Source organism: Streptomyces sp. NPDC048211 (assembly GCF_043202315.1).
Taxonomy (GTDB): Bacteria; Actinomycetota; Actinomycetes; order Streptomycetales; family Streptomycetaceae; genus Streptomyces.
The window spans coordinates 640,620-663,503 of sequence record NZ_JBIDAD010000001.1 but is presented as its reverse complement, the minus strand read 5'-3'; the positions used below and the strand labels follow the sequence as shown (position 1 = coordinate 663,503).

18 protein-coding genes are annotated in these 22,884 nt (G+C 70.6%); 11 read left to right on the top strand and 7 right to left on the bottom strand.

Annotated elements, in window-relative coordinates; translation table 11 throughout:
• Window positions 1-183 precede the first annotated feature (183 nt).
• Window positions 184-774, top strand: a complete 591-nt coding sequence (locus ACGFZA_RS03115) for a malonic semialdehyde reductase (RefSeq protein ID WP_385287786.1) — start codon at window positions 184-186, stop codon at window positions 772-774.
• Between the two features lie 141 nt (window positions 775-915).
• On the opposite strand, the gene ACGFZA_RS03110 is transcribed toward ACGFZA_RS03115, so the two are convergent.
• Window positions 916-1,434 carry a DUF4245 domain-containing protein gene (locus tag ACGFZA_RS03110; RefSeq protein ID WP_385289223.1) on the bottom strand — a complete coding sequence of 173 codons (519 nt, stop codon included), beginning with the start codon at window positions 1,432-1,434 and terminating at the stop codon, window positions 916-918.
• 238 nt (window positions 1,435-1,672) lie between these two features.
• On the opposite strand from ACGFZA_RS03110, the gene glpX reads away from it, so the two are divergent.
• The gene (gene glpX / locus ACGFZA_RS03105) at window positions 1,673-2,704 is read left to right on the top strand and encodes a class II fructose-bisphosphatase (protein ID WP_359085246.1); all 1,032 of its coding nucleotides are present in this window, start codon (window positions 1,673-1,675) and stop codon (window positions 2,702-2,704) included.
• 155 nt (window positions 2,705-2,859) lie between these two features.
• Here the strand turns inward: glpX and ACGFZA_RS03100 are convergent, their stop codons facing one another.
• Both ACGFZA_RS03100 and ACGFZA_RS03095 read right to left on the bottom strand, forming a co-directional pair.
• Complete coding sequence (locus tag ACGFZA_RS03100) at window positions 2,860-3,231, bottom strand: WhiB family transcriptional regulator (protein ID WP_385287491.1); 372 nt, start codon at window positions 3,229-3,231, stop codon at window positions 2,860-2,862.
• A gap of 174 nt (window positions 3,232-3,405) precedes the next feature.
• On the bottom strand, window positions 3,406-4,071 hold the full coding sequence (locus ACGFZA_RS03095; RefSeq protein ID WP_385287494.1) for a DUF1707 domain-containing protein: 666 nt from the start codon (window positions 4,069-4,071) through the stop codon (window positions 3,406-3,408).
• Between the two features lie 203 nt (window positions 4,072-4,274).
• On the opposite strand from ACGFZA_RS03095, the gene ACGFZA_RS03090 reads away from it, so the two are divergent.
• Window positions 4,275-5,942: a fumarate hydratase gene (locus tag ACGFZA_RS03090; protein WP_385287495.1), complete on the top strand. Its 1,668-nt coding sequence runs from the start codon at window positions 4,275-4,277 to the stop codon at window positions 5,940-5,942.
• A gap of 129 nt (window positions 5,943-6,071) precedes the next feature.
• Here the strand turns inward: ACGFZA_RS03090 and ACGFZA_RS03085 are convergent, their stop codons facing one another.
• A complete protein-coding gene (locus ACGFZA_RS03085) occupies window positions 6,072-7,085 on the bottom strand; it encodes a helix-turn-helix transcriptional regulator (protein WP_385287498.1) in 1,014 nt (337 codons plus the stop codon).
• 71 nt (window positions 7,086-7,156) lie between these two features.
• Here ACGFZA_RS03085 and ACGFZA_RS03080 point away from each other — a divergent pair, with 71 nt between their 5' ends.
• Window positions 7,157-8,473: an MFS transporter gene (locus tag ACGFZA_RS03080; protein ID WP_393676781.1), complete on the top strand. Its 1,317-nt coding sequence runs from the start codon at window positions 7,157-7,159 to the stop codon at window positions 8,471-8,473.
• Window positions 8,474-9,001: 528 nt separating this feature from the next.
• On the top strand, window positions 9,002-10,303 hold the full coding sequence (locus tag ACGFZA_RS03075; protein ID WP_385287503.1) for a M18 family aminopeptidase: 1,302 nt from the start codon (window positions 9,002-9,004) through the stop codon (window positions 10,301-10,303).
• 58 nt (window positions 10,304-10,361) lie between these two features.
• Here ACGFZA_RS03075 and ACGFZA_RS03070 read toward each other — a convergent pair whose 3' ends face one another.
• Window positions 10,362-11,888 (bottom strand): ricin-type beta-trefoil lectin domain protein, encoded by a 1,527-nt coding sequence (locus ACGFZA_RS03070; protein ID WP_393676779.1) that lies wholly within the window; start codon window positions 11,886-11,888, stop codon window positions 10,362-10,364.
• 107 nt (window positions 11,889-11,995) lie between these two features.
• Here ACGFZA_RS03070 and ACGFZA_RS03065 point away from each other — a divergent pair, with 107 nt between their 5' ends.
• The 3 genes from ACGFZA_RS03065 to ACGFZA_RS03055 all read left to right on the top strand — a co-directional run bounded on the left by ACGFZA_RS03065 (window position 11,996) and on the right by ACGFZA_RS03055 (window position 16,463).
• On the top strand, window positions 11,996-13,396 hold the full coding sequence (locus ACGFZA_RS03065) for a class II fumarate hydratase (protein WP_393676777.1): 1,401 nt from the start codon (window positions 11,996-11,998) through the stop codon (window positions 13,394-13,396).
• A 44-nt stretch (window positions 13,397-13,440) separates the two neighbouring features.
• The gene (locus ACGFZA_RS03060; RefSeq protein WP_385287511.1) at window positions 13,441-14,160 is read left to right on the top strand and encodes a DUF402 domain-containing protein; all 720 of its coding nucleotides are present in this window, start codon (window positions 13,441-13,443) and stop codon (window positions 14,158-14,160) included.
• A gap of 386 nt (window positions 14,161-14,546) precedes the next feature.
• Window positions 14,547-16,463, top strand: a complete 1,917-nt coding sequence (locus ACGFZA_RS03055) for a SpoIIE family protein phosphatase (protein ID WP_385287514.1) — start codon at window positions 14,547-14,549, stop codon at window positions 16,461-16,463.
• Window positions 16,464-16,997: 534 nt separating this feature from the next.
• Here ACGFZA_RS03055 and ACGFZA_RS03050 read toward each other — a convergent pair.
• Window positions 16,998-17,420 (bottom strand): hypothetical protein, encoded by a 423-nt coding sequence (locus tag ACGFZA_RS03050; RefSeq protein ID WP_385287517.1) that lies wholly within the window; start codon window positions 17,418-17,420, stop codon window positions 16,998-17,000.
• A gap of 785 nt (window positions 17,421-18,205) precedes the next feature.
• Between ACGFZA_RS03050 and ACGFZA_RS03045 the strand changes: the two genes are divergently transcribed.
• On the top strand, window positions 18,206-18,889 hold the full coding sequence (locus tag ACGFZA_RS03045) for a non-ribosomal peptide synthetase (RefSeq protein WP_393676774.1): 684 nt from the start codon (window positions 18,206-18,208) through the stop codon (window positions 18,887-18,889).
• Between the two features lie 196 nt (window positions 18,890-19,085).
• On the opposite strand, the gene ACGFZA_RS03040 is transcribed toward ACGFZA_RS03045, so the two are convergent.
• Entirely contained in the window at window positions 19,086-21,389 is a 2,304-nt protein-coding gene (locus ACGFZA_RS03040) for a transglycosylase domain-containing protein (protein ID WP_385287520.1), read from the bottom strand.
• Window positions 21,390-21,611: 222 nt separating this feature from the next.
• Between ACGFZA_RS03040 and ACGFZA_RS03035 the strand changes: the two genes are divergently transcribed.
• Window positions 21,612-22,583, top strand: coding sequence for an SPFH domain-containing protein (locus ACGFZA_RS03035; protein ID WP_393676771.1), 972 nt, complete (start codon window positions 21,612-21,614; stop codon window positions 22,581-22,583).
• Window positions 22,580-22,828 carry a hypothetical protein gene (locus ACGFZA_RS03030; protein ID WP_327709086.1) on the top strand — a complete coding sequence of 83 codons (249 nt, stop codon included), beginning with the start codon at window positions 22,580-22,582 and terminating at the stop codon, window positions 22,826-22,828. The genes ACGFZA_RS03035 and ACGFZA_RS03030 overlap by 4 nt, the downstream gene beginning before the upstream one ends.
• The last annotated feature ends 56 nt before the right edge of the window (window positions 22,829-22,884 follow it).

Below are 22,884 nucleotides of genomic sequence, written 5' to 3'. Positions count from 1 at the left end.
GCCGGGAGTGCGGCGCCGGAACAGGCCCCCCGGCCGCACGCAGACAGGGCGAAAGGGTGCAAGACGTCCGCACTGTGGGGTGGGTCACTCCCTCGCCGTTTTAGTTGAAAGTTAACCTACCTCTCCCGTACCGTGAGCGGAGTTGCTTGATCCCTCGTGTACGTCCGGAAGGTAATACGCAAGATGTCCCTCGTTCTTGACCCCGCCGCCCAGGACCTCCTCTTCCGTGAGGCCCGCACCGCCAACACCTTCACCGACGAGCCGGTGACCGAGGAGCAGGTCCAGGCGATCTACGACCTGGTCAAGTTCGGTCCGACGGCGTTCAACCAGTCGCCGCTGCGCGTCATCCTGGTCCGCTCGGACGACGCCCGCGCGCGCCTCGTCTCGCACATGGCCGAGGGCAACCAGCCCAAGACCTCGACCGCCCCGCTGGTCGCGATCCTGGCCGCGGACAACGAGTTCCACGAGGAGCTCCCGGCCCTGCTGCCGCACTTCCCGCAGGCCAAGGACATGTTCTTCTCCGAGCGCCCGGCCCGTGAGTCGGCCGCCTCGCTGAACGCCGCCCTGCAGGCCGCCTACTTCATCATCGGCGTCCGCGCCGCCGGCCTGGCCGCGGGCCCGATGACCGGCTACGACGCCGCGGGCATCGAGAAGGAGTTCCTCGACGGCGACCACAGCCTGCTGATGGTCGTCAACATCGGCAAGCCGGGCGAGGACGCCTGGTTCCCGCGCTCGCCGCGTCTCGCGTTCGACGAGGTCGTCAAGACCGTCTGAGCCCAGCCGCCCCCAGGGGCGTCGTGGATGCGGGTATGAGGAAGGCCCCGGAGCATGTGCTCCGGGGCCTTCCTCATACCCGCATCCACGCATACGCCGAAGCCCCTCACCCGCGAGGCTCCGTGCGCCGGACCGCGGGCGTCAGGACGTCTTGAGCGACGCCGCCATCTCCGCCAGCCGCTCCGTCGACGCGGAACCGGTCACGACCGTGGTCGCCCCCTTGTCCTGGCGCACGAGGGCGTCGTACTTCGGCCCCTCCCAGTGCTGCCAGGTCTCCCCCGCCACCTGCTGCGTGCGGCCGGTGTCCTTCGCCTTCTGGCTGACCTCGGTGACGTACTTGTCCGCCGGGGAGGTGGACTGCTCCACCGCGACGTACTTGCCTTCCGGGTCCAGGAAGCCCAGGTGCCAGCTGTCGCCCGCCTCGCGGTCGTAACCGACCGACGTGGGCTTCCAGTCCTGCGTCAGGCCGCTCGGAGCGGCCACCGGGTACGGGGCCGCGCGCCGCGCGGTCAGGAGCTCGACCCGGTAGTCGACCGCCTTGACCGGATCGGCCTTGTCGTCGTGCGGGATGAAGATGTAGATGACCCCCGCCACTGCGGAGATCACCGCCAACGACAGGAACATGTCCCGCACTGTCTGCTTGCCTCGCTTGCTTGCCACGCGTCCATCGTCGCATCAGCCCCGACGGGACCGGAGCGCGGGACCGGATCGGGGGTCAGGCCGACGACCGGAGCGACGCCCCGGTCAAGGACCGGAGCGAGGACCCGATCAAGGGCCGGGTCAAGGACCGGATCCGGCGCGTCCGCTCATTCGTGACCCGGTCTGCTCATTTTATCGACCTGACGATAGAGTCACATCACCCTCATCCGGTCGTCGTCGTACAGAAAGGTGCGCTCCGATGTCCGAGCATCATCTGCCGTCCCAGCTGGAGGTCTCCCCGGAGGCCCCCGACCGCAACCTCGCCCTGGAGCTCGTCCGGGTCACCGAGGCCGCCGCCATGGCCGCCGGGCGCTGGGTCGGCCGCGGGGACAAGATCGGCGCCGACGGCGCCGCCGTGAAGGCCATGCGGACCCTCGTCTCCACCGTGTCGATGAACGGCATCGTCGTCATCGGTGAGGGCGAGAAGGACGAAGCCCCCATGCTGTTCAACGGCGAGCGCGTCGGCGACGGCACCGGCCCCGAGGTCGACATCGCCGTCGACCCCATCGACGGCACCACCCTGAACGCCAAGGGCATGCCGAACGCCATCGCCGTGCTGGCCGCGGCGGACCGGGGCGCGATGTTCGACCCGTCCGCCGTCTTCTACATGGACAAGCTCGTCACCGGCCCGGAGGCCGCCGACTTCGTCGACATCAACGCCCCCGTCTCGGTGAACATCCGCCGGGTCGCCAAGGCGAAGAACTCCATGCCCGAGGACGTCACCGTCGTCATCCTGGACCGCCCCCGCCACGAGGGCATCGTCAAGGAGATCCGCGAGACCGGCGCCCGGATCAAGTTCATCTCCGACGGCGACGTCGCGGGCTCGATCATGGCGGCCCGCGAGGGCACCGGCGTCGACCTGCTCATGGGGATCGGCGGCACGCCCGAGGGCATCATCTCGGCCTGCGCCATAAAGTGCCTCGGCGGTGTCATCCAGGGCAAGCTCTGGCCGAAGGACGACGCCGAGCGGCAGCGCGCCCTGGACGCCGGACACGACCTGGACCGGGTGCTGTCCACGGACGACCTGGTCAGCGGCGACAACGTGTTCTTCGTGGCGACCGGCATCACGGACGGCGAGCTGATGCGCGGCGTCCGCTACCGCGCGGAGACGGCGACCACCGAGTCGATCGTCATGCGGTCCAAGTCGGGCACCATCCGGAAGATCGACTCCACCCACCGGCTGTCGAAGCTGCGCGCCTACAGCGCGATCGACTTCGATCGCGCGAAGTGACGTAGCGCCTTCCGCCGGGGCTCCGTCCGGCCGCCCCGGCCCGTCCACTCGAAGAGGCGCCCCCCATGTGCGGTGGGGGCGCCTCTTCGCGCAGGCGGGTCCGGACGGCCGGACGACGCCGGAGACGAGCGCAATGCGGGTGAACGGCCGGTCCGTCAGCCGGCCGCGGCGATGTGGCCGGTCGCGCCGGATGCCTTGAGCTCGGCCTCGCGCCGCCTGCGGCGGGCGAGCGCCACCCGGCGTTCGGCAGCCGTGAGGCCGCCCCACACCCCGTAGGGCTCCGGTTGCACCAGGGCGTGCTCCCGGCATTCGATCATCACCGGACAGCGCGCGCAGACCCGCTTCGCGGACTCCTCGCGTGACAGTCGGGCAGCAGTCGGCTCCTTCGACGGGGCGAAGAACAGCCCGGCTTCATCCCGGCGGCACACCGCCTCCGAGTGCCAGGGGCCGGCCTGGTCCTCCCGAGCGGGTATCCGCTGGGGAGGGACGGCGGCGACCTGCAGGGGCTGATGCGGCAGTTGCAGCACGGTCCACTCCTGACGACGGCTTCGCGAGCGAGAGACGATGCAGCACTCCCTACCCGCTGTGCGCACGCCTATGCACTGAGTGGCACTCAGTTCCGGACCACGGAATTGCGGTCGAGCATATTTCCGTCCGAATCCGCGCCCCGCGAACCCACTGCGCCCCCTCTCGCGCCGGCCTCAGTGACCGAGGTGTTTGCGCAGCCGGTCCTGCAGATCCGCAATGAACTTGCCGCGCTTGGGCTTTGCCTCGACGCTGCCGAACACCGAATATCCGTTGACGGCCACCACGGGGGCCTCCGGATCGGCCGATTCCAGTGTGGCGACTTCGAAATTGCCGAAAATGCCCGTCCCGCTGCCGCGCAGAGAGATGTTCTCGGGGACCTTGATCTCCACACTTCCGAAGACGGAGGTCGCGTTGATCACGGTGAGCCGCTGGCCGAAAAGGGCCTCGGTCAGATCGATTTCCACGCTGCCGAACACCGCGAACGCGTTCGTGCGCCCGCCGACCCGCCAGCGCCCCTTGCGGCTGGAACTGCTGAAGACAGCCACCAGGTTGTCGGCGGGGCCCGTCGGCGGCTCCGGGGTGCGGTCGTGCGGGGCGCCGACGGACCTGGCGGTGCCGCCCGGCGTCGGCAGGTCCCGTACCAGCGGTTCGAGTTCCCCTACGGTCTTGGCCCGGTAGACGGAATCGACCCGCTCGGCGTGCTCCTCCGCGGTCAGCCGCCCCTCGGCCATCGCCTCACGCAGGATGTCCGCGATCCGGTCGCGGTCCGCGTCGGAGGCACGGATGACGTCGGGTTCCGCCCGCGCGGCGGGCTGCTGGGGGTGCTTTTCGAGGTCCACCGGCCCAGCGTACCCAAACGCGATAGATCGCGACTAGGGGGAGGCCGGGCGCGGCGGGCCTATATCGCGATCCGGTCCCGCGGCGCGGGACCGGGTCCGGTGAGCCCTACCTCACAGGCTCGCCGCCCCCGCGGGGTCCTACCCTGGTGGGTGCGCTGCCCAAGGGAGGTCAGCCGCCGTCTGCCGAGTGAGGAATGGCCGTAATGCCAGAGTTTGCGTACTCCGATCTGCTCCCCCTGGGAGAGGACACCACGCCGTACCGCCTGGTCACCGCCGAGGGTGTGTCCACCTTCGAGGCCGACGGACGGACGTTCCTCAAGGTCGAGCCGGAGGCGCTGCGCACCCTGGCCGCCGAGGCCATGCACGACATCTCGCACTACCTGCGGCCCGCGCACCTGGCGCAGCTGCGGCGGATCGTGGACGACCCCGAGGCGTCGTCCAACGACAAGTTCGTCGCGCTCGACCTGCTGAAGAACGCGAACATCGCCGCCGCGGGCGTCCTGCCGATGTGCCAGGACACCGGCACCGCGATCGTCATGGGCAAGCGCGGACAGAACGTGCTGACCGAGGGTGGTGACGAGGAGGCCCTGTCGCACGGCATCTTCGACGCGTACACCAAGCTCAACCTGCGCTACTCGCAGATGGCCCCGCTGAACATGTGGGACGAGAAGAACACCGGCTCGAACCTGCCGGCCCAGATCGAGCTGTACGCGACCGACGGCGGGGCGTACAAGTTCCTCTTCATGGCCAAGGGCGGCGGCTCGGCCAACAAGTCGTTCCTCTTCCAGGAGACCAAGGCGGTCCTCAACGAGGCCTCCATGATGAAGTTCCTGGAGCAGAAGATCCGTTCGCTGGGTACGGCGGCCTGCCCGCCGTACCACCTGGCGATCGTCGTCGGCGGCACCTCGGCCGAGTTCGCGCTGAAGACCGCGAAGTACGCCTCCGCGCACTACCTGGACGAGCTGCCCGCCGAGGGCTCCCCCACCGGTCACGGTTTCCGGGACAAGGAGCTGGAGGAGAAGGTCTTCGAGCTGACGCAGAAGATCGGCATCGGGGCGCAGTTCGGCGGCAAGTACTTCTGCCACGACGTGCGTGTGGTCCGTCTCCCCCGGCACGGCGCCTCGTTGCCCGTCGCCATCGCCGTGTCCTGCTCGGCCGACCGCCAGGCGACCGCGAAGATCACCGCCGAGGGCGTCTTCCTGGAGCAGCTGGAGAAGGACCCGGCGCGCTTCCTCCCCGACACCACGGACGAGCACCTCGACGAGGCGGGGGACGTCGTGAAGATCGACCTCAACCGGCCGATGGACGACATCCTCGCCGAGCTGACGAAGTACCCGGTCAAGACCCGGCTCTCGCTGACCGGCCCGCTGGTCGTGGCGCGCGACATCGCGCACGCCAAGATCAAGGAGCGGCTGGACGCGGGCGAGGACATGCCGCAGTACCTGAAGGACCACCCGGTGTACTACGCGGGACCGGCGAAGACGCCCGAGGGTTACGCCTCCGGTTCCTTCGGTCCGACGACGGCCGGCCGGATGGACAGTTACGTCGCCCAGTTCCAGGCGGCGGGCGGCTCCAAGGTGATGCTCGCGAAGGGCAACCGGTCCCAGCAGGTCACCGACGCGTGCGACGCGCACGGCGGCTTCTACCTCGGTTCGATCGGCGGCCCTGCGGCGCGCCTCGCGCAGGACTGCATCAAGAAGGTCGAGGTCGTCGAGTACGAGGAGCTCGGCATGGAGGCGGTCTGGCGGATCGAGGTGGAGGACTTCCCGGCGTTCGTCGTCGTCGACGACAAGGGCAACGACTTCTTCACCGAGCCGGCCCCCGCCCCGACGTTCACCAGCATTCCGGTGCGCGGTCCGGGCCTCGGCTGACAGGCAGGACGCAGACAGGCAGACAGCATCTGAGGGACGCCCCGGCCGTGGCCGGGGCGCCCCTCCGCCGTCCGGCGGCCCCGGGCCGGCCGCTCGACACCCCCGGGCGGGCCGTCCGGCGGCCCCGTCTCAGCCGTCCAGCAGCCCCGACGTCGCGACGAGATAGCCGAGTTGGGCGCGGCTGGTGCTGCCCAGCTGCTCGGAGACCTTGCGCATGTGTTCGGCGACGCTGCGGCGGCTCATCCCGATCCGGCGGGCGATCGACGCGTCCGTCTCCCCGTTGACCACCGCAAGCAGGATCGCGCGTTGCAGGTCGGACGTGATGACGGGGGTGCGCGGGGATGCCCGCTCGGGCCGGACCGGCACGGCGCGGGCCCACGCCTCGTCGAAACCGCGGGCCAGGAAGCGCACCAGCGACGGGTGCTGGACGCGCAGGGCCCGGTGCGGCTCGTCGGAGAGCGGGACGAAGGCGAGGTCCCGGTCGAGGACGATCACCCGGTCGACGACCTCGGGGAGCGTCCTGACCTCCGCCCCGGCGGCGGTCACCTGCTCGATGTACGAGAGGGTCGCCCGGTCGGAGCGGACGGTGTGCTGGTAGATCGTCCGCTGCCGGACGCCCCGCCGCAGGTTGCCCAGGTCCCGGGTCAGGGCTTCCTGGAGTACGTGTGCGGGGCGGCCGCCCCCGGGCTGGGCGGTGCGGATCTCCTCGCGGCACCCGGCCGCTCCGGCGTCCAGCGCCCGGCTGATGACGGCCGCCCCGGAGAGCGGCGTGAGCGCGGGCTGTTCCGACCGGCGCACATCGGCGTACAGGGACTCGAAGACGGAGAGCGCGGCGCGGGTCGCACGCAGCGTGCGGCGCCGTTCGAGGATGGACTCCTGGAGCGGGGCGAGCGCGGCGTACGAAGCCGTCTCCGGCGGTACGGGGATCATGGACTGCGGCGACTCGCGGTCCGCGACCATCAGATGGAGCGCCACCAGGCAGCCGGTCACCTCGTCCCGGGGCAGGCTTCCCACCACCAGCGCGCGCCGGTAGACGGCGAGCGCCCCCTCGCACGGCTGCTCCCTCGCGGGACGGTCCCGCGGGCCGTCGGGCGACGATTCGCGGCAATCACATGCCGGTGGGCGGGAATGATCGTCCTTCACAAGTATGCAGATTACCTTTGTACATACGGGATTACAGGGGAGATCCGGCACACCTCGACGACCATGAAGAGGTGACACCAGGCACCGACGACTCCCCGCAACCGGCCCCCGGCCGAACGGCCGACTCCGCGCGCGGTGAACGGCGTTATCGATTCCTGGTGACCGGCTACGCCATCTCTTCGTACGGCACGTTCCTGAATACGGTGGCGCTCAACCTGTTCGTCTACGAGACGACGGGACGGGCCCTCGCCATGGGCTTGTTCATGGCGGTCCGGCTGGCATCCGGATTCGCCGCCGGACTGGCCGCGGGGGGCCTGCTCGCCCGGTTCACCGCGAAAAGCATCATGCTCCGGACGAATATCGCGCAGGCGGCGGTGATGCTGCTGCTGGTCCTCGCCCCGGACGGACTGCGTACGGCCGCGCTGGTCGCCGTGTCCGTGGTGGTGGGCTCCTGCGGGACGCTGTTCATGGTGTCGCTGCGCAGCTCCATTCCCGAGATGGTGGGCGAGGAGCGGCGCTCCTGGGCGAACTCCCTGTCGATCACCGGGCGTTCGCTGGCGATGGTGGCCGGATTCGCCTCGGCGGGTGTCGTCGTCTCGCTCGTGGGGTACACCGCCGCGTTCGTGGTGGACATGGCCACGTTCGCGGTCTGCGCGGCGACGGTGGCGCTGCTGCCGATCCCCGGCGGAGGGAAGGGAGATCCGGAGCGGGAGCGTCCGGAGGGGAGGCGGGAAGGAGGGCCGGCGCAGGCACCCCGGCCCGCTCGGCGGCGGGTGCCCGTCGCCCTGACCGCCCTGGCCGCCGCGCCGGGTCTCGGGCTGATGGTGGCGCTGCGCGGTGTCGACGCGCTCGGCTCGTCGTCGCACAACGCCGCGCTTCCGGTCTACTCCAGCGAGCTCGACACCTCGCGCCCCGCCGTGTTCGTCAGCGCCTTCTGGTGTCTGTGGGCGCTCGGCAACATCGTGGCGCAGCAGCTGATCCAGCGGTACGGGCGGCGCACCGGCCGGTCCGTCGGCGCGCTGGGCTTCGGATACGGCACCTGCCTGATGTCGGGGGCGTTCATTCTGGCGTTCGCCGGCTTCCCGCTGGTCGCCACGGCCGTGATCGCCCTGGTCGCCGGGGCCGCCGACGGGCTCACGGAGGTCTCGTACACCTCGCACCTGCAGACGCTGCCGGGCGGCCTGCGGGCCCACGCCTTCGGTCTCTCCGCCACGGTGGAGAACCTCGGCTTCGGCGTCGGGATGGTCCTCGTCGCGGCGGCCCTCGACCGCTTCACCCCGCTTGCCGTCGTCGGCTGGTCCCATGGCGCGGCCCTGTTGGTGGCGGCGGTGTTCCTGGTCCGGGTGACGGGTCTGCGCAGGGCGGCGTCGAGTCCGCCGACGCCGTGACGGGCCGCCCCGACGGGGTGCCTGTACGACGAGATTCGGCCAATCTCGCGCACCGCTGTCCGGGGGCGGCCACACCGTCTCGGCGACCGGACCACCCCTCGGACGCGGGGCGCGCGCCCGAGCCTGCTCGCCCCGGACGTGCCGTCCGGACCGCGCGACGCCGCCCCGCCCCGTCGCGCGCCACCCGCCCGAGCCACGGCCGCACCGCCGCTTTCGCGCAGGCGGGCGTCCGTGCGGCTTGCGGGACCCCGAGCCGATGCGGTGAGTTGTCCGGCATCCCCGGCGAACCGCGCCCCCGTCTCCGCCCCTGCCTCCGCCCCCGTCTCCGCACCTGTCTCTGCCCCCGCCTCCCGCACCACGGAACACCACGCCCCGCCCCGTCCGAACCTTCCCGCCCCGGACGCAGACACCCCGACACCCCGCCGTCCGAACTCTTCCCGCCCGGACGCCGGGACGGCGACACCCGCCGTCCGAACTCATCACGCCCGAGCCACCCTCACCGTCCCACTCCGGAAAGGCGGACACCGCATGACGCCGGTCCCTCACCGCAGCCACGCCGACGACCTGCTCTCCTTCATCAGGGCCAGCCCCTCCCCGTACCACGCCGTGGCGAGCGCGGCCCAGCGCCTGGAGAAGGCCGGCTTCCGTGAGCTGCGGGGCACCGACGACTGGACGGGCACCACGGGCGGCAGCTTCGTCGTCCGCGGCGGCGCCCTGATCGCCTGGTATGCCCCCGAGGGCACGCCCTCCCACACACCGTTCCGGATCATCGGCACCCACACCGACTCGCCGAACCTGCGGATCAAGCCCACCCCGGACACGAGCTCCGCCGGCTGGCGGCAGATCGCGGTGGAGATCTACGGCGGGGTCCCGCTCAACACCTGGCTCGACCGCGATCTGGGCATCTCCGGCCGGCTGGCCCTGCGCGGACCGGGCGGCCGGACGGACTCCCGGCTCGTCCAGATCGACGAGCCGCTGCTGCGCGTGCCCCAGCTGGCGATCCACCTGGACCATGCCGTCAACGACGGCCTCGCGCTGGACCGGCAGCGGCACATCGCCCCGGTCTGGTCGCTCGGCGCCGCCGAGGAGGGGGCGCTGCTGCGCCGGGTCGCGGCGGCGGCGGAGGCCGAGCCGGACGAGGTGCTCGGCTGGGACCTGATGCTCCACGACATCCAGCCGCCCGGGTACCTGGGCGCGGACCGGGAGTTCGTGGTCGCGTCCCGGCTGGACAATCTGGTGTCGGTGCACGCGGGTGTCACGGCGCTGGCCGCCGCGGCGACCGCGGCCGAGGAACCCGCGTGCATCCCGGTCCTGGCGGCCTTCGACCACGAGGAGGTCGGCAGCGGCTCCGACACGGGCGCGCAGAGCCCGCTGCTGGAGAACGTCCTGAGCCGCTCCGTGAAGGCCAGGGGCGGCAGTTCCGAGGACTGGTCGCGGGCGCTGGCGGGTGCCTTCTGCGTCTCGGCCGACATGGCGCACGCGGTCCACCCCAACTACGCGGAGCGTCACGACCCCGACCACCGCCCGCTGCCCAACAGCGGCCCCACGGTCAAGGTCAACGTCAATCAGCGTTACGCCACCGACTCGACGGGGATCGCGGTGTTCGCGTCGGCGTGCGAGCGGGCGGGTGCGCCGTGGCAGCCGTTCGTCTCCAACAACGCGATGCCGTGCGGTACGTCGATCGGCCCGCTCACCGCGGCCCGGCTGGGTGTGCAGACCGTCGACGTGGGGGTGCCCGGGCTGTCGATGCACTCGGCGCGCGAACTGTGCGGGGCGGAGGACCCCGGCCATCTGGCGGCGATCCTGGGCGCGTTCGTCACCTCGGACTGACCGAGGGGCTGTCGCCGGGTGGGGACCGGGCCGGCAGGCCCGGCCCCCACCGGTCGCCCTAGGCGAAGCGCTGCTGCGCGCTTCCGTCGCAGGGCTGGAGCCTCAGCGGGTCATGGGCACCCTTCAGGGTCGCGCACAGCCCGGTCGAGGCGGCCGGGCGCAGGGTGCCCGACTGCCGGACGAACTGCTGGTTGGCCGCGCCCGAGCAGTTGTAGAGGATGAGGGCCGCGCCCGCCGTGTACTTCGCACCCGGTACGTCCAGGCAGCGGTCGTGGCTCAGCTCCGTCCGGAGGTTCTTCGTGCCGGAGTCGTACCACCAGCCCTGGTTGCGCCCGCCGTGGCACTCCCAGCCGGTGACGCCGGTGTTGTTGCGGGTGACCGATGCGGGGACGTCCAGGCAGCTGCCCGTCGCCTCGCCGCGCAGGGGCTTGAAGGCGTCGTCCCAGGCGGCGGCCTGGAGCACGGGCTTTCCGGTGCTCGCCGGGTCGGCGCAGCTCGCCTCGCGCAGGCCCGAGTCGTAGATCTGGGTCAGGCAGGACGCGAAGGCGCCGTGGCCGGCCGCGTTGGGGTGGAAGGACTGCCGCAGGGAGTTGGAGTCCGGCGGGAAGTGCGAGAGGTCGATGTAGAGGCCGCGGGCCCAGGTGGACTCGCTGCACACCTCGTGGCCGTGGAAGAGCCGGGAGTTGTCCAGGTAGACCGCTCCGGTGTCGGCGGCGGCCTTGCGCATGCCCCGCTCGAAGGCGGGAACGGCCACGTTGCGGCCCCAGGCGGCGTCGGAGTCGTATCCGGCGCAGCCGCCGGGAAGCTTGCCGGGGAAGTTCGGGTTGTCGTAGAAGTCCGGGCCGATGGGGCTCGGATAGCCCATGACGACGAGCTTGTAGTCGCCGTCGGCGTAGCCGGCGCCGGTCATCACCGTGCGCAGGTCGCGCACGGTCTTCTCGACCTTGGGGACGAGCCCGTCGACGCGGGCCTGCCAGCCGCCGTCGTACTTCGGCTCGCAGGTCCCCTGGATGAGGACCCAGCGCGTGACGCAGTCCGTCATGACCGGACCGAACTGGAGGTCGTCGTTGGCACCCGCCACCAGCACGATCATCTTGATGCGGGTGTTGCGCGCCTTGATGGCGAGGTTGTCGCTCTGCACGAGTTCGTCGGCGTACTGCTTCGAGCCGCCGATGACGATGTTCCCGGTGTACGCGCCGGAGCACGAGACGTTGTACGTGACGTCGGCCGGGATCCCGGTGCGGTGGATGGCGGAGTCCGCTGAGCGGTGGCACCAGTTGTCGGGACCGTTGGTGCCCGCCTCGTACGTGCCGACGCCCTCGCCCGAGATCTCGCTGTCGCCGAGCGAGATCAGCCCGGTCTTGCGGTCGGCGAGCGGGCGTTCGGCGGGGTCGCCGTACAGCCGGGTGGCCTCGGCGGCGCGGATGGCCTCCAGTTCGGGCGACAGTGCGGTGGATGCGGTACGGGTGGTACCGGGCTGGGCAGCGCCTGCCGGGCCGGCGGCGACCGTCATGCCGCCCAACGCCGCCGCCATGGCCGCGGCGGCCGCGACCGTACATCGGAGTCTGTATCTGGTGCGCTTCATTGCGCCTCCCGAGGTTGTGGTTACCCCCGGTATTTACTGGTCGGTAGGCAACTTGGGAATACATAGAACAAGACAAGTGCTCATCTTTTTCAGGAGGTTGAACGGTGATGGCCGAGCAGACGGACGTGGAATACCGCATCGAGCACGACTCCATGGGCGAGGTGAAGGTGCCCGCGGACGCGAAGTGGCGGGCCCAGACCCAGCGGGCCGTGGAGAATTTCCCGATCTCCGGACAGCGCCTGGAGCGGGCCCACATCGAGGCCCTCGCCCGCGTCAAGGCCGCGGCGGCCAAGGTGAACGCCGAGCTGAAGGTGCTCGACCCGGAGATCGCCGAGGCCATCCAGGGGGCGGCGGAGGAGGTCGCCGAGGGGCGCTGGGACGCACACTTCCCGATCGACGTCTTCCAGACGGGTTCCGGCACCTCGTCGAACATGAACACCAACGAGGTCCTGGCCACACTCGCCACCGAGCGCCTCGGCCGCGACGTCCACCCCAACGACCACGTCAACGCCTCGCAGTCCTCCAACGACGTCTTCCCCTCCTCCATCCACATCGCCGCGACCGGCGCCGTGACGCGGGAGCTCATCCCGGCCCTGGCCCATCTGGCGGTGGCGCTGGAGCTCAAGTCCGCCGAGTTCGCGGACGTGGTGAAGTCGGGGCGCACGCACCTGATGGACGCCACCCCGGTCACCCTGGGCCAGGAGTTCGGCGGGTACGCCGCACAGATCCGCTACGGCATCGAGCGGCTGCGCGCCTCGCTCCCCCGCCTCGCCGAACTGCCACTGGGCGGAACGGCCGTCGGCACCGGCATCAACACACCGCCCGGCTTCTCCGCCGCCGTGATCGCCGAGGTCGCCCGGGTCACCGGGCTGCCGCTCACCGAGGCCCGGGACCACTTCGAGGCCCAGGGCGCGCGGGACGGCCTCGTCGAGACCTCCGGCCAGCTCCGCACGATCGCGGTCTCGCTCACCAAGATCTCCAACGATCTGCGCTGGATGGCCTCGGGCCCGCGCACCGGACTGGCCGAGATCAGCCTGCCCGACCTCCAGCCGGGTTCCTCGATCATGCCGGGCAAGGTGAATCCGGTCATTCCCGAGGCCGTGCTGATGGTCGCCGCCCAGGTCATGGGGAACGACGCCACGGTCGCCGTCGCGGGCGCCGCAGGCAACTTCGAGCTGAACGTCATGCTCCCGGTCATCGCGAAGAACCTGCTGGAATCGGTCCGGCTGCTCGCCAACGTCTCCCGGCTGCTCGCGGACCGCACGGTCGACGGGATCACGGCGAACGTGGAGCGGGCCAGGGAGTACGCGGAGTCCTCGCCGTCCGTCGTCACCCCGCTGAACAAGTACATCGGCTACGAGGAGGCCGCGAAGGTCGCCAAGAAGTCCCTGGCCGAGAGGAGGACGATCCGCGAGGTGGTGCTGGCCTCGGGCTACGTCGAGCGCGGCGACCTCACCGTGGAGCAGCTCGACGAGGCGCTGGACGTGTTGCGTATGACGCGTCCGTGACGTGCATCGCTGCGTCCGGGGGGCGCGCTCACTAAGATCTCTCCATGACAGGTACCGGAGAGACCGAGCGCTGGGCGCCGGGTGATCAGATCCTGTGGCGCTACCGCGGCAACGGACCACGGCGGCACGGCCCCGGTCCCGGCCGGACCCCGAACCCCGTACACATCTGCCGTCCCGTCACCGTGGTCCAGGACACCGACGAGCTGCTCGCCGTGTGGGTCGCCCCCGGCACCGAGTGCGTGAAGCCGGTGCTCGCGGACGGCACCGACGTGCACGCCGAGCCGCTCGCCACCCGGTACACCGCCCCGCGCACCACCGCCCGCTCGCCCTGGCTGGGCAACGGGGTGCTGAAGCTGGCCCGGCCCGGCGAGCCCTGGTCCGTCTGGCTGTTCTGGGACCGCGGCTGGCAGTTCCGCAGCTGGTACGTGAACCTGGAGGAACCGCGGACCCGCTGGGCCGGCGGCATCGACTCCGAGGACCACTTCCTCGACATCTCGGTCTATCCGGACCACAGCTGGCTCTGGCGCGACGAGGACGAGTTCGCCCAGGCCCAGGAGGTGGGCCTGATGACCCCGGCCGCCGCCCGGCGGGTGCGGGCGGCGGGACAGGCGGCGGTCGGGGTGATCCGCGACTGGGGAGCGCCGTTCCGGGACGGCTGGGAGGACTGGCGGCCCGATCCGCACTGGCGGGTGCCCGCGCTGCCCGCCGACTGGGACCGGTTGCCGGATGACGGGGACCGCACCCCCTCCGCCATGCCGTCGTGAGACCCTTGATGCACCCCAGGGGGCCAGCCGTAGGATCGTCCCGAGAAGATCGGATCCGCCCCAACCGATGGGCGCGGCACACGACCTGACCGTAAGTCATCGACTTGTCGCACATGTTGCACGCTTCATGAACCGCATCAGTCGTATGAGTCGCACGAATTGCCTGAATCGCATGAGCCATGACGAGGGGGTGGAGACGTGCTCGCTGGCCGCCGCCCGGCCGCCGGAAACGTTGTCACCGACGCCTTGTGCGGACGTCCGGTTTCGGCCCCCTGTTCCGGGGCACGAGAGGTCAGCCGTTGTGATTGCCGCTCTTGCCGGGGCACAGTAGCGCCCCACATGGTGATTGCCTCATACAACCGGCCCGGACGGACGGAACCCCACGCGTGACGGAGCACCCCACCTCCCACGAAGGCCGACAGCCTCTCGCCGCCCGGTCGCAGGAACGCACCCGGCCACGGCAGCGCGACGCCGCGTCGGCGGCCGCCGCTGCCGGTGCGGCGATCCCGGCCCCGGCCAAGGCACCGAACCCGGCCGCGGCCGGAACGGGCCCCGCGGCCGGCCCCGACCCGCAGGCGGCAGCCCGTCGTGAGGGCGACCGGCTGCGCTTCGTCGGTGCCGCGACCCGGCGGATCGCCCGCGGCATAGACCTGGACGAGATCGTGCTCGGGCTCTGCCGGGCCAGTGTGCCGACGTTCTCCGACGCCATACTCGTCTACCTCCGCGACCCGCTGCCGGTCGGCGACGAGCGGCCCGTCAACCCGTTCGTGCTGCGGCTGCGCCGCTCCGACCGGCTGCGGCTGAGCGACGAGGACACCGAGAACCTCTCGGAGACCGAGCGGCTGAGGCTGCCCACCGTCGACCCGCAGGCCGATCTGACACCCGCCGCCGAACTGTGCGAGGTACTGGCAGGCGGCGCGCTGGCCGAGGTGCTGCGCGGCGTGCGGCCGGTCTTCGGCGACTCCGCCGCGGCCCGGGTCGCGCTGCCGGAGCTGCTCGGCGCGGGCCGCACGGTGCCGTCGGGCCACCGGGCGATCCTCGCGCCGCTGCGCGGCCGGCGCCGGGTGATCGGTGCGGCGGTCTTCCTGCGCGGCACCGAGCGCCCGCCCTTCGAGGCCAACGACCTGCTGGTCGCTGCCCAGCTGGCGACGCACACCGCCCTCGGCATCGACAAGGCCGTGCTGTACGGCCGCGAGGCGTACATCGCCGACGAGCTCCAGCGCACCATGCTGCCCGACTCGCTCCCGCAGCCCACCGGCGTCCGGCTGGCCTCCCGCTACCTCCCCGCCGCCGAGACGGCCCGGGTCGGCGGCGACTGGTACGACGCGATCCCGCTGCCCGGCAGCCGCGTCGCCCTGGTCGTCGGCGACGTCATGGGCCACTCCATGACCTCCGCCGCGATCATGGGCCAGCTGCGCACCACCGCCCAGACCCTGGCCGGGCTCGACCTGCCGCCGCAGGAGGTCCTGCACCACCTCGACGAGCAGGCCCAGCGGCTCGGCAGCGACCGCATGGCGACCTGCCTGTACGCGGTGTACGACCCCGTCGCGCACCGCATCACCATCGCCAACGCCGGCCACCCGCCGCCCGTCCTGCTCCACCTCGGCGGCCGGGCCGAGGTGCTGAAGGTGCCGCCGGGCGCCCCGATCGGCGTCGGCGGAGTGGACTTCGAGGCCGTCGAGCTGGACGCGCCCGCGGGCGCCACCCTGCTCCTCTACACCGACGGCCTGGTGGAGTCGCGGCTGCGCGACGTCTGGACCGGCATCGAGCAGCTGCGCGAGCGGCTCGCCGCCACGGCCCGGCTGACCGGCCCGGACCACTCGCCGCCGCTGGAGGCCCTCTGCGACGACGTGCTGGACATGCTCGGCCCCGGCGACCGGGACGACGACATCGCGCTGCTCGCCGCCCGCTTCGACGGGATCGCGCCGAGCGATGTCGCCTACTGGTTCCTGGAGCCGGAGGACTCCGCCCCGGGCCGGGCCCGCAGGCTGGCCCGCCGCGCCCTCAGCCGGTGGGGGCTCGACGACCTCTCGGACTCGGTGGAGCTCCTCGTCAGCGAGGTGGTGACCAACGCGGTGCGGTATGCGGAGCGGCCGGTCACCCTGCGGCTGCTGCGGACCGACATCCTGCGCTGCGAGGTCGGGGACGACTCCCCGCAACTGCCGCGGCAGCGCCGGGCCCGGGACATGGACGAGGGCGGCCGCGGCCTGTTCCTGGTGAACCGGCTGGCCCGGCGGTGGGGTGCGACGCGCCTGTCGACCGGCAAGGTGGTCTGGTTCGAGATGCCGACCCGGGGGCAGTGACCGGGGTCCCGTTGCCCGGGTCCCGTGGCCTCCGGAACCCGGGCCGTCGTCCCACGCAGCACGTCGGAGGACGCGTGGGACGAGGGACGGCGGCTCAACACATGGCCCCGGCGCCGCGGTCACCGGAAGCGCGTCGGCATACGCACCGAGAGGGCGGGTGAACGCGTAACGCTGTCGGACCGGGGTTCCGTCACCGTTCGCACGGACGAACCACCGTGCCGGCCACAGCGCCGTCGGGCCGACGGGCCTTCTTCACGGAACGGGACGGGACGGGACGACGCCGGTGCGCTGAATTCAGGACCCGGGCCACCTCGGGCCCGGGTCGCTTTCCCCGCGGCCATGCCCGTGACGTCCTTCTGCGCGAGGCCCACGTACGCGGAGATCATCCGGCTCGACGCGCACGCTCCATGGTCGCGCGTGGCCCGCATGCCGGGCCGAGCACCACCGACCGCCCTCGCGGCCCTCCGGTCCGGGTTCCTCGCCCGGACCGGAGGGCTCAGCGACAAGACGTGTCAGTGATCCGCACGCCCTGAGTCAGGAAATGTAGTCCGACAGGCAGATATTGAGTTGGTCACTACCCTCGTACCTGGCGACATCGACCCAGATAGCGGTAATTCCATCACTGCCATCGGGCACATACGTAGAGAATGACTTGGACGTCCCGGCGCCATCGTAATTCGCATGCCACGGGTAATAAGTGATACCGCCGCTGTAGTAGGTCACTCCGAGCCTCGCACTCGCATGATGACCATCGGCCAGCGTGTCACGGACATTTATCACCACGCTGGGAATGCCCTTGTCCCGGGATACCCAGCCGCTCACGGTCACCGACCCACTGGCGCCGGTTGTGCTACAACTGGTGGAGCGCGTGGCGGCGTTCACCGGGCTGGCCCCGATCGCCACGAACAGGAGGGCACTCGCCGCAGTGAGCAGCCCCAATTTCGCCGTTCTCTTCATTACAACCCCCATTGAGTACGAGATTCGCATTGAATCACGCACCACTGACGCCAGCAAGGGGAGCAATTACGGCGATCAATAGGATAGCGGACACCAGGACCGAAAAATTGCTCCACCCATACGCTATCGACGTTATGCGCACCTGACACGGGCAGGAAGTGCGATCCATGGCCGCGCGTCAAGGGATTAAGGGATGTCCCGTAATCCCTGGTGGATCGGAGCATGGATTCGGATGCGGTGCGCCGCGGGGCGCAGATACATCCGCATACCGGATGCATTCGGGTGTTCCGGAAACGCGGCGAGGAGCCGTAGCCGTGCCCGTGCGCCCGTCAGGGATGACGGGACGGCCCTGAGAGCCCGTCACAGGATCTGTACCGTGTCAGTGGCTGCTGGCAGCATCACCCGCGATGAAGATCACTCGCACCACCCCGCCGCGGCCGCTCGATGTGACCGCGCTCTTTCCTCAGCTGTCCCCGCTGACACGGACGGCGACCCGGCTGCATCCTGTCCCCGCATCCCCGTCACCGCGCAACAGCTCGATCGGCGGTCCGCTGTTGTGGCCGGCCGACGAGCCCTGGCCGCACTGCGAAGGGCCGCACGAGTGGGACGGAGCGAACCCGCTCAGGTCGCCGGCGGACCTGAGGACGCTACGCCGGATCCGCTCTGCCGCGCAGGGCCGGGAGCTCACCCCGCAGGAACGGGCGACTCTCACCCGCATCAATCCCCCGAGGACCTACCCGAGGCCGAAACCGAGCCGCCGATCCTATGACGGGTCGATAGCGCTGTTGCCACTCGCGCAGTTCTACGCACGGGACATCCCCGACCTGCGCACGCCCGCCGGAACGGATCTGCTTCAGGTGCTGTGGTGTCCTTTCGACCATCCTCCGAAGAGCTACATGCCCAGGACGGTGCTGTTCTGGCGGTCCGCGGCCGCGGTCACCACCGTCCTCACCGCTCCCCCGGAGCCGCCCACGGTGCAGTTCGAGGGCTATCTGCCCGAGCCGTGCCTGCTCCTCCCGGAACGGATCACCGAGTACCCCCACCCTTCGGAGCTGAGCCCGGACCTACTGGGCCTGCTCAACGAGTGGGGCAGGTGGGAGACCGCGGGTGACGCGGTGGACAGCCGCTACGCCTCGTACCCTGCGGAGTTCTACGGGATCAACCTCTCCGTGGCACCGGGCTGGAAAGTCGGCGGCTGGGCCTCCTGGGGGCTGACCGATCCGATCCCTCAGTCCTGCCCCGCCTGCGACACCCGGATGCGCCCCCTGCTGACCATTCCCTCGCGTGAATGGGGCAGCAGCGACCGCAGCTGGATCCCGTACGAGCTCAAGGAGCCGGTGATCCCCACCAGGGGCGGTGAGCCTCGGCCGGACCAGCCCGCCGCCGTCCAGATCGGTCGCGGCCACAAACAGCAGGTCTACGTCTGCCCGGCCTTCCCGGAACACCCCCATACCGAGCTGATGCAGTAGACGCCCCGCCAGCAACCCCTCGCGAGCGGTCCGGGTCCGCGGCACGATCGTGTGACGGCGTGGCCTGCCCCTCGCCGGCCACGTTCGGCTCGGCGGGCAGGAGCCGCACCGGTGCCGGTTCCCGGAAGACGGGAACGGGCGGTGCGCGAGGGCTTCCCCCCGCACACCGCCCGTTCCGACGACGCGGCGGTGACGCTCAGCGCGTCACGGCGTTCTCGCTGTCCGGCCGGTTGTTGCCCCCCGGGTCCACCGGGAGTTCGGCGCTGTCCGACGGCCCCGGCTCGGTCGACGGGTCGGTCGGCGGCTTGGTCGTCGGGTCCCCGGTGGGGCTGGCGGGCGGTGTGGTCTCCGGGGGCTCGGTCGTCGCGGGCGGCGCGGTCGTGGGCGCCTTCGTCGTCGGATCGTCGGAGGGCGATGCCTCGTCGGAGGGCGACGTGGTCGGGGTCGGCGAGCTGGTGTCCGGCGGCGGTGTCACCGCGGCACCCATGTCGGTGTCGAGCACGAACTTGCCCGGATCCCCCATGGCCTTCGCGGTGAAGTCCGCCCAGATCTGGGCCGGGAAGCCACCGCCGTTGACGCGGCCGCCGCCGCCCGCGCCCTTCAGGGTCACCTGGTCGTACTTGTGGATCTTCTTGCCGTCGTCGGCGGTGCGGGCGAAGGCCGCCTCACCGAACAGGCCGACCGAGGTGACGAGGTCGGGCGTGTAGCCGGTGAACCAGGCGGACTTGTTGTCGTCCGATGTTCCGGTCTTGCCCGCGATCTGCTGGTCGGCGAGTCCCTCGGCGTTCCGTACCGCCTCATGGGCAGTACCGTCGTCGACGACTCCGGTCAGCACGGAGGTCACGGAGTCCGCGGCCTGGCGGGTGATCACCTGGTCGCCGATCGCGTCGGGCAGGTCCACCGGGTCGTCGTTCTGGTGCACGGCCGACTTCACGATCTGCGGGGTGACCTTCTTGCCGTGGTTGTCGAGCGTGGCGTAGATCCCGGCCATCTCCATCGGGCTCGCGCCCATGGAGCCGAGCGTCTGCGCGGGCACGGCATCGAGGCCCTTCACGTCCATGCCGAGCTTGCCTGCGGTCTGCATCACCTTGTCCATGCCGACGTCCACGCCCATCTGCGCGAAGACGGAGTTGATGGACTTGTTCATCGCGGTCTGGACGGTGACCGGGCCGTAGTTGTGGTCGTCCTCGTTCTCCGGCGCGAACGCGCGGTCACTGCCCACGACCGGACGCTTGCTGGTGCCGTCGTAGCGGGTGTTCGCGGTGATCTGCTGCCCCTCCTGCGTCACCGACTCCTGGTCGAGCGCGGCGGCGAGGATGACCGGCTTGAAGGTGGAGGCGGGCTGGAAGTCGGTCCGGGCCGCGTTCGACGACCAGTGTTCGCTCTGACCGCGCCCGCCGTACAGGGCGAGCACCGCACCGGTCTTCGGGTCCACCGAGGCGGCACCGGCCTGGACGTCCTGGTCGAGCTTGCGCTTCTTCGTGTCCAGGTTGTCGTTCAGCTTCGTCTCGACCGACTTCTCCAGCTGCTGCTGCTTCTTCTTGTCGATGTTGACGGTGATCGTCCAGCCGCCGAGGTCGAACTGCTCGCTGCTGAGGCCCGTCTCCTTCAGGACCGCCTTGCGGGCCGCTTCGACGATGTAGCCCTTCTGCCCCGCGACCCCGTTCAGCGGCTTGGGGTCCTGCGGGACCGGGAACTTCAGGCCCTGGCGCTTCCCCGCGTCCAGCCACTTCTCCCCGACCATGTTGTCCAGCACGTAGTTCCAGCGCTCCTTGACGAGCGCCTTCCCCTTCGGGCCGGCGACGGCCCAGTCGTACTGGCTGGGCGCCTGGAGCAGGGCGGCGAGGTAGGCGCCCTCGGCGACGTTCAGCTCCTTGGCGTCCTTGCCGTAGTACGCCTGCGCCGCGGCCTGGATGCCGTAGGCCTGCCGGCCGTAGAAGCTGGTGTTGATGTACCCGGCGAGGATCTCCTCCTTGCTCCGCTTCTGGTCGACCTTCAGCGAGATGACCAGCTCCTTGAGCTTCCGGGTGACCGTCTGGTCCTGGTCGAGGTAGTAGTTCTTGACGTACTGCTGGGTGATGGTCGAGCCACCCTGCTTGCCCTTGCCGGAAACGGTGTTGATCAGGCCGCGTGCGGTGCCCTTGAAGTCGACGCCCCGGTCGTCGTAGAAGGACTTGTTCTCGGCGGCGACGAAGGTCATCTGGACCTCCTTGGGCACCTGCGCGAGGTCCACGATCTCGCGGTTGACCTCACCGGTCCTGGCCAGCAGGGTCCCGTCGGAGTACTTGTAGATGTTGCTCTGCAGCTTGGCCTGGGCATTGCCCTCGGGCACATCCACGAGCATGTAGAGCGCGGCGAAGCCGCCCATGCCCAGCAGGCAGACGGTGAAGGCCGCGCCCAGAAGTTTCCGCCAGGTGAAGAGTCTGCGTATGCCGCCGCCGCTCTTCCCGGCCCGCCGCGACCCGCGCCGCTGAGCTCGTCGCGCATCCGCTCGACCCATTGCTGTGTTGCTCCCGTTTCTCTGCTCGACCGGATCAGCTCGGACCTGCCAGCTAACACCGTTGGCAAGGACAAAAAGCGAGCGATCCCGCATTTTCCGGACGTGACAATCAGCACCCGTTCCCAAGGGAACCGACTCACGAGGGGTGCGCAGGGTTGCGAAAAGCGATAATGTGAAATCACATTGCTAGCGAACAGCTAGCCACGCGAAGCGGGGGATTCCATGACTGAACCGCACAACCCGAACACACCGGCCGGACCGCAGACCGACCTCGTCCCCGACGCGCCCGAGATGCCGGAACCGCAGGTCCGCGAGACGACGGCGCACAGCATCGCCGGCGGCCTCGGACTCCTGCTGACCGTGATCGGAGTGCTCGCCGGCATCGGTCTCGCCATCGTCGGCGGGGTCGTCGGCTCGAACGGGAACAACGGCGTCGGCGTCCCGGTCTGCATCCTCGGGGTGCTGCTCACCATCGCCTCGTTCTTCTGCATGGGCGGTGTGAAGATGGTCGCACCGGGCGAGGCGCGGGTGATCCAGCTCTTCGGCCGGTACGTGGGGACGATCCGCACCGACGGGCTGCGGTGGATCAACCCGCTGACCTCCAGCCGCAAGATCTCCACCCGGGTCCGCAACCACGAGACCGCGGTCCTCAAGGTCAACGACGCCTACGGCAACCCGATCGAGCTCGCCGCGATCGTCGTCTGGAAGGTCGAGGACACCGCGCAGGCCCTCTTCGAGGTCGACGACTTCCTGGAGTTCGTCGCCACCCAGACCGAGTCGGCCGTCCGGCACATCGCCATCGAGTACCCGTACGACGCCCACGACGAGGGCGGCCTCTCCCTCCGGGGCAACGCCGAGGAGATCACCGAGAAGCTGGCCGTGGAGCTCACGGCGCGGGTCCAGGCGGCGGGCGTACGGATCATCGAGTCCCGCTTCAGCCACCTCGCGTACGCCCCCGAGATCGCCTCCGCGATGCTCCAGCGCCAGCAGGCCGGCGCGGTGGTCGCCGCCCGGCAGCAGATCGTCGAGGGTGCGGTCGGCATGGTCGAGATGGCGCTGACCCGGATCGCCGAGCAGGACATCGTCGAGCTGGACTCCGAGCGCAAGGCGGCCATGGTCAGCAATCTGATGGTGGTGCTCTGCGGCGACCGGGCGGCGCAGCCGGTCCTCAACACGGGCACGCTCTACCAGTGACGGATCAGACCCCGCGGCGCCGCGCGCCGCAGTCCGGGCCGCAGCAGCGCAAGCAGATGCTGCTGCGGCTGGACCCGGCCGTGCACGACGCGCTGGCGCGCTGGGCCTCGGACGAGCTGCGCAGCGCGAACGCGCAGATCGAGTTCCTGCTGCGGCGGGCCCTGGCCGAGGCGGGACGGCTGCCCGGAGGCGCGGCGCCGATTCCGCGCCGCGGGCGCCCGCCGAAGGCCCCGGACCCGGAGTGACCACCGGCCGGTGACCACCGGCCGCCGACGGCCGGTCGCCCAAAGGGGTGATCCTC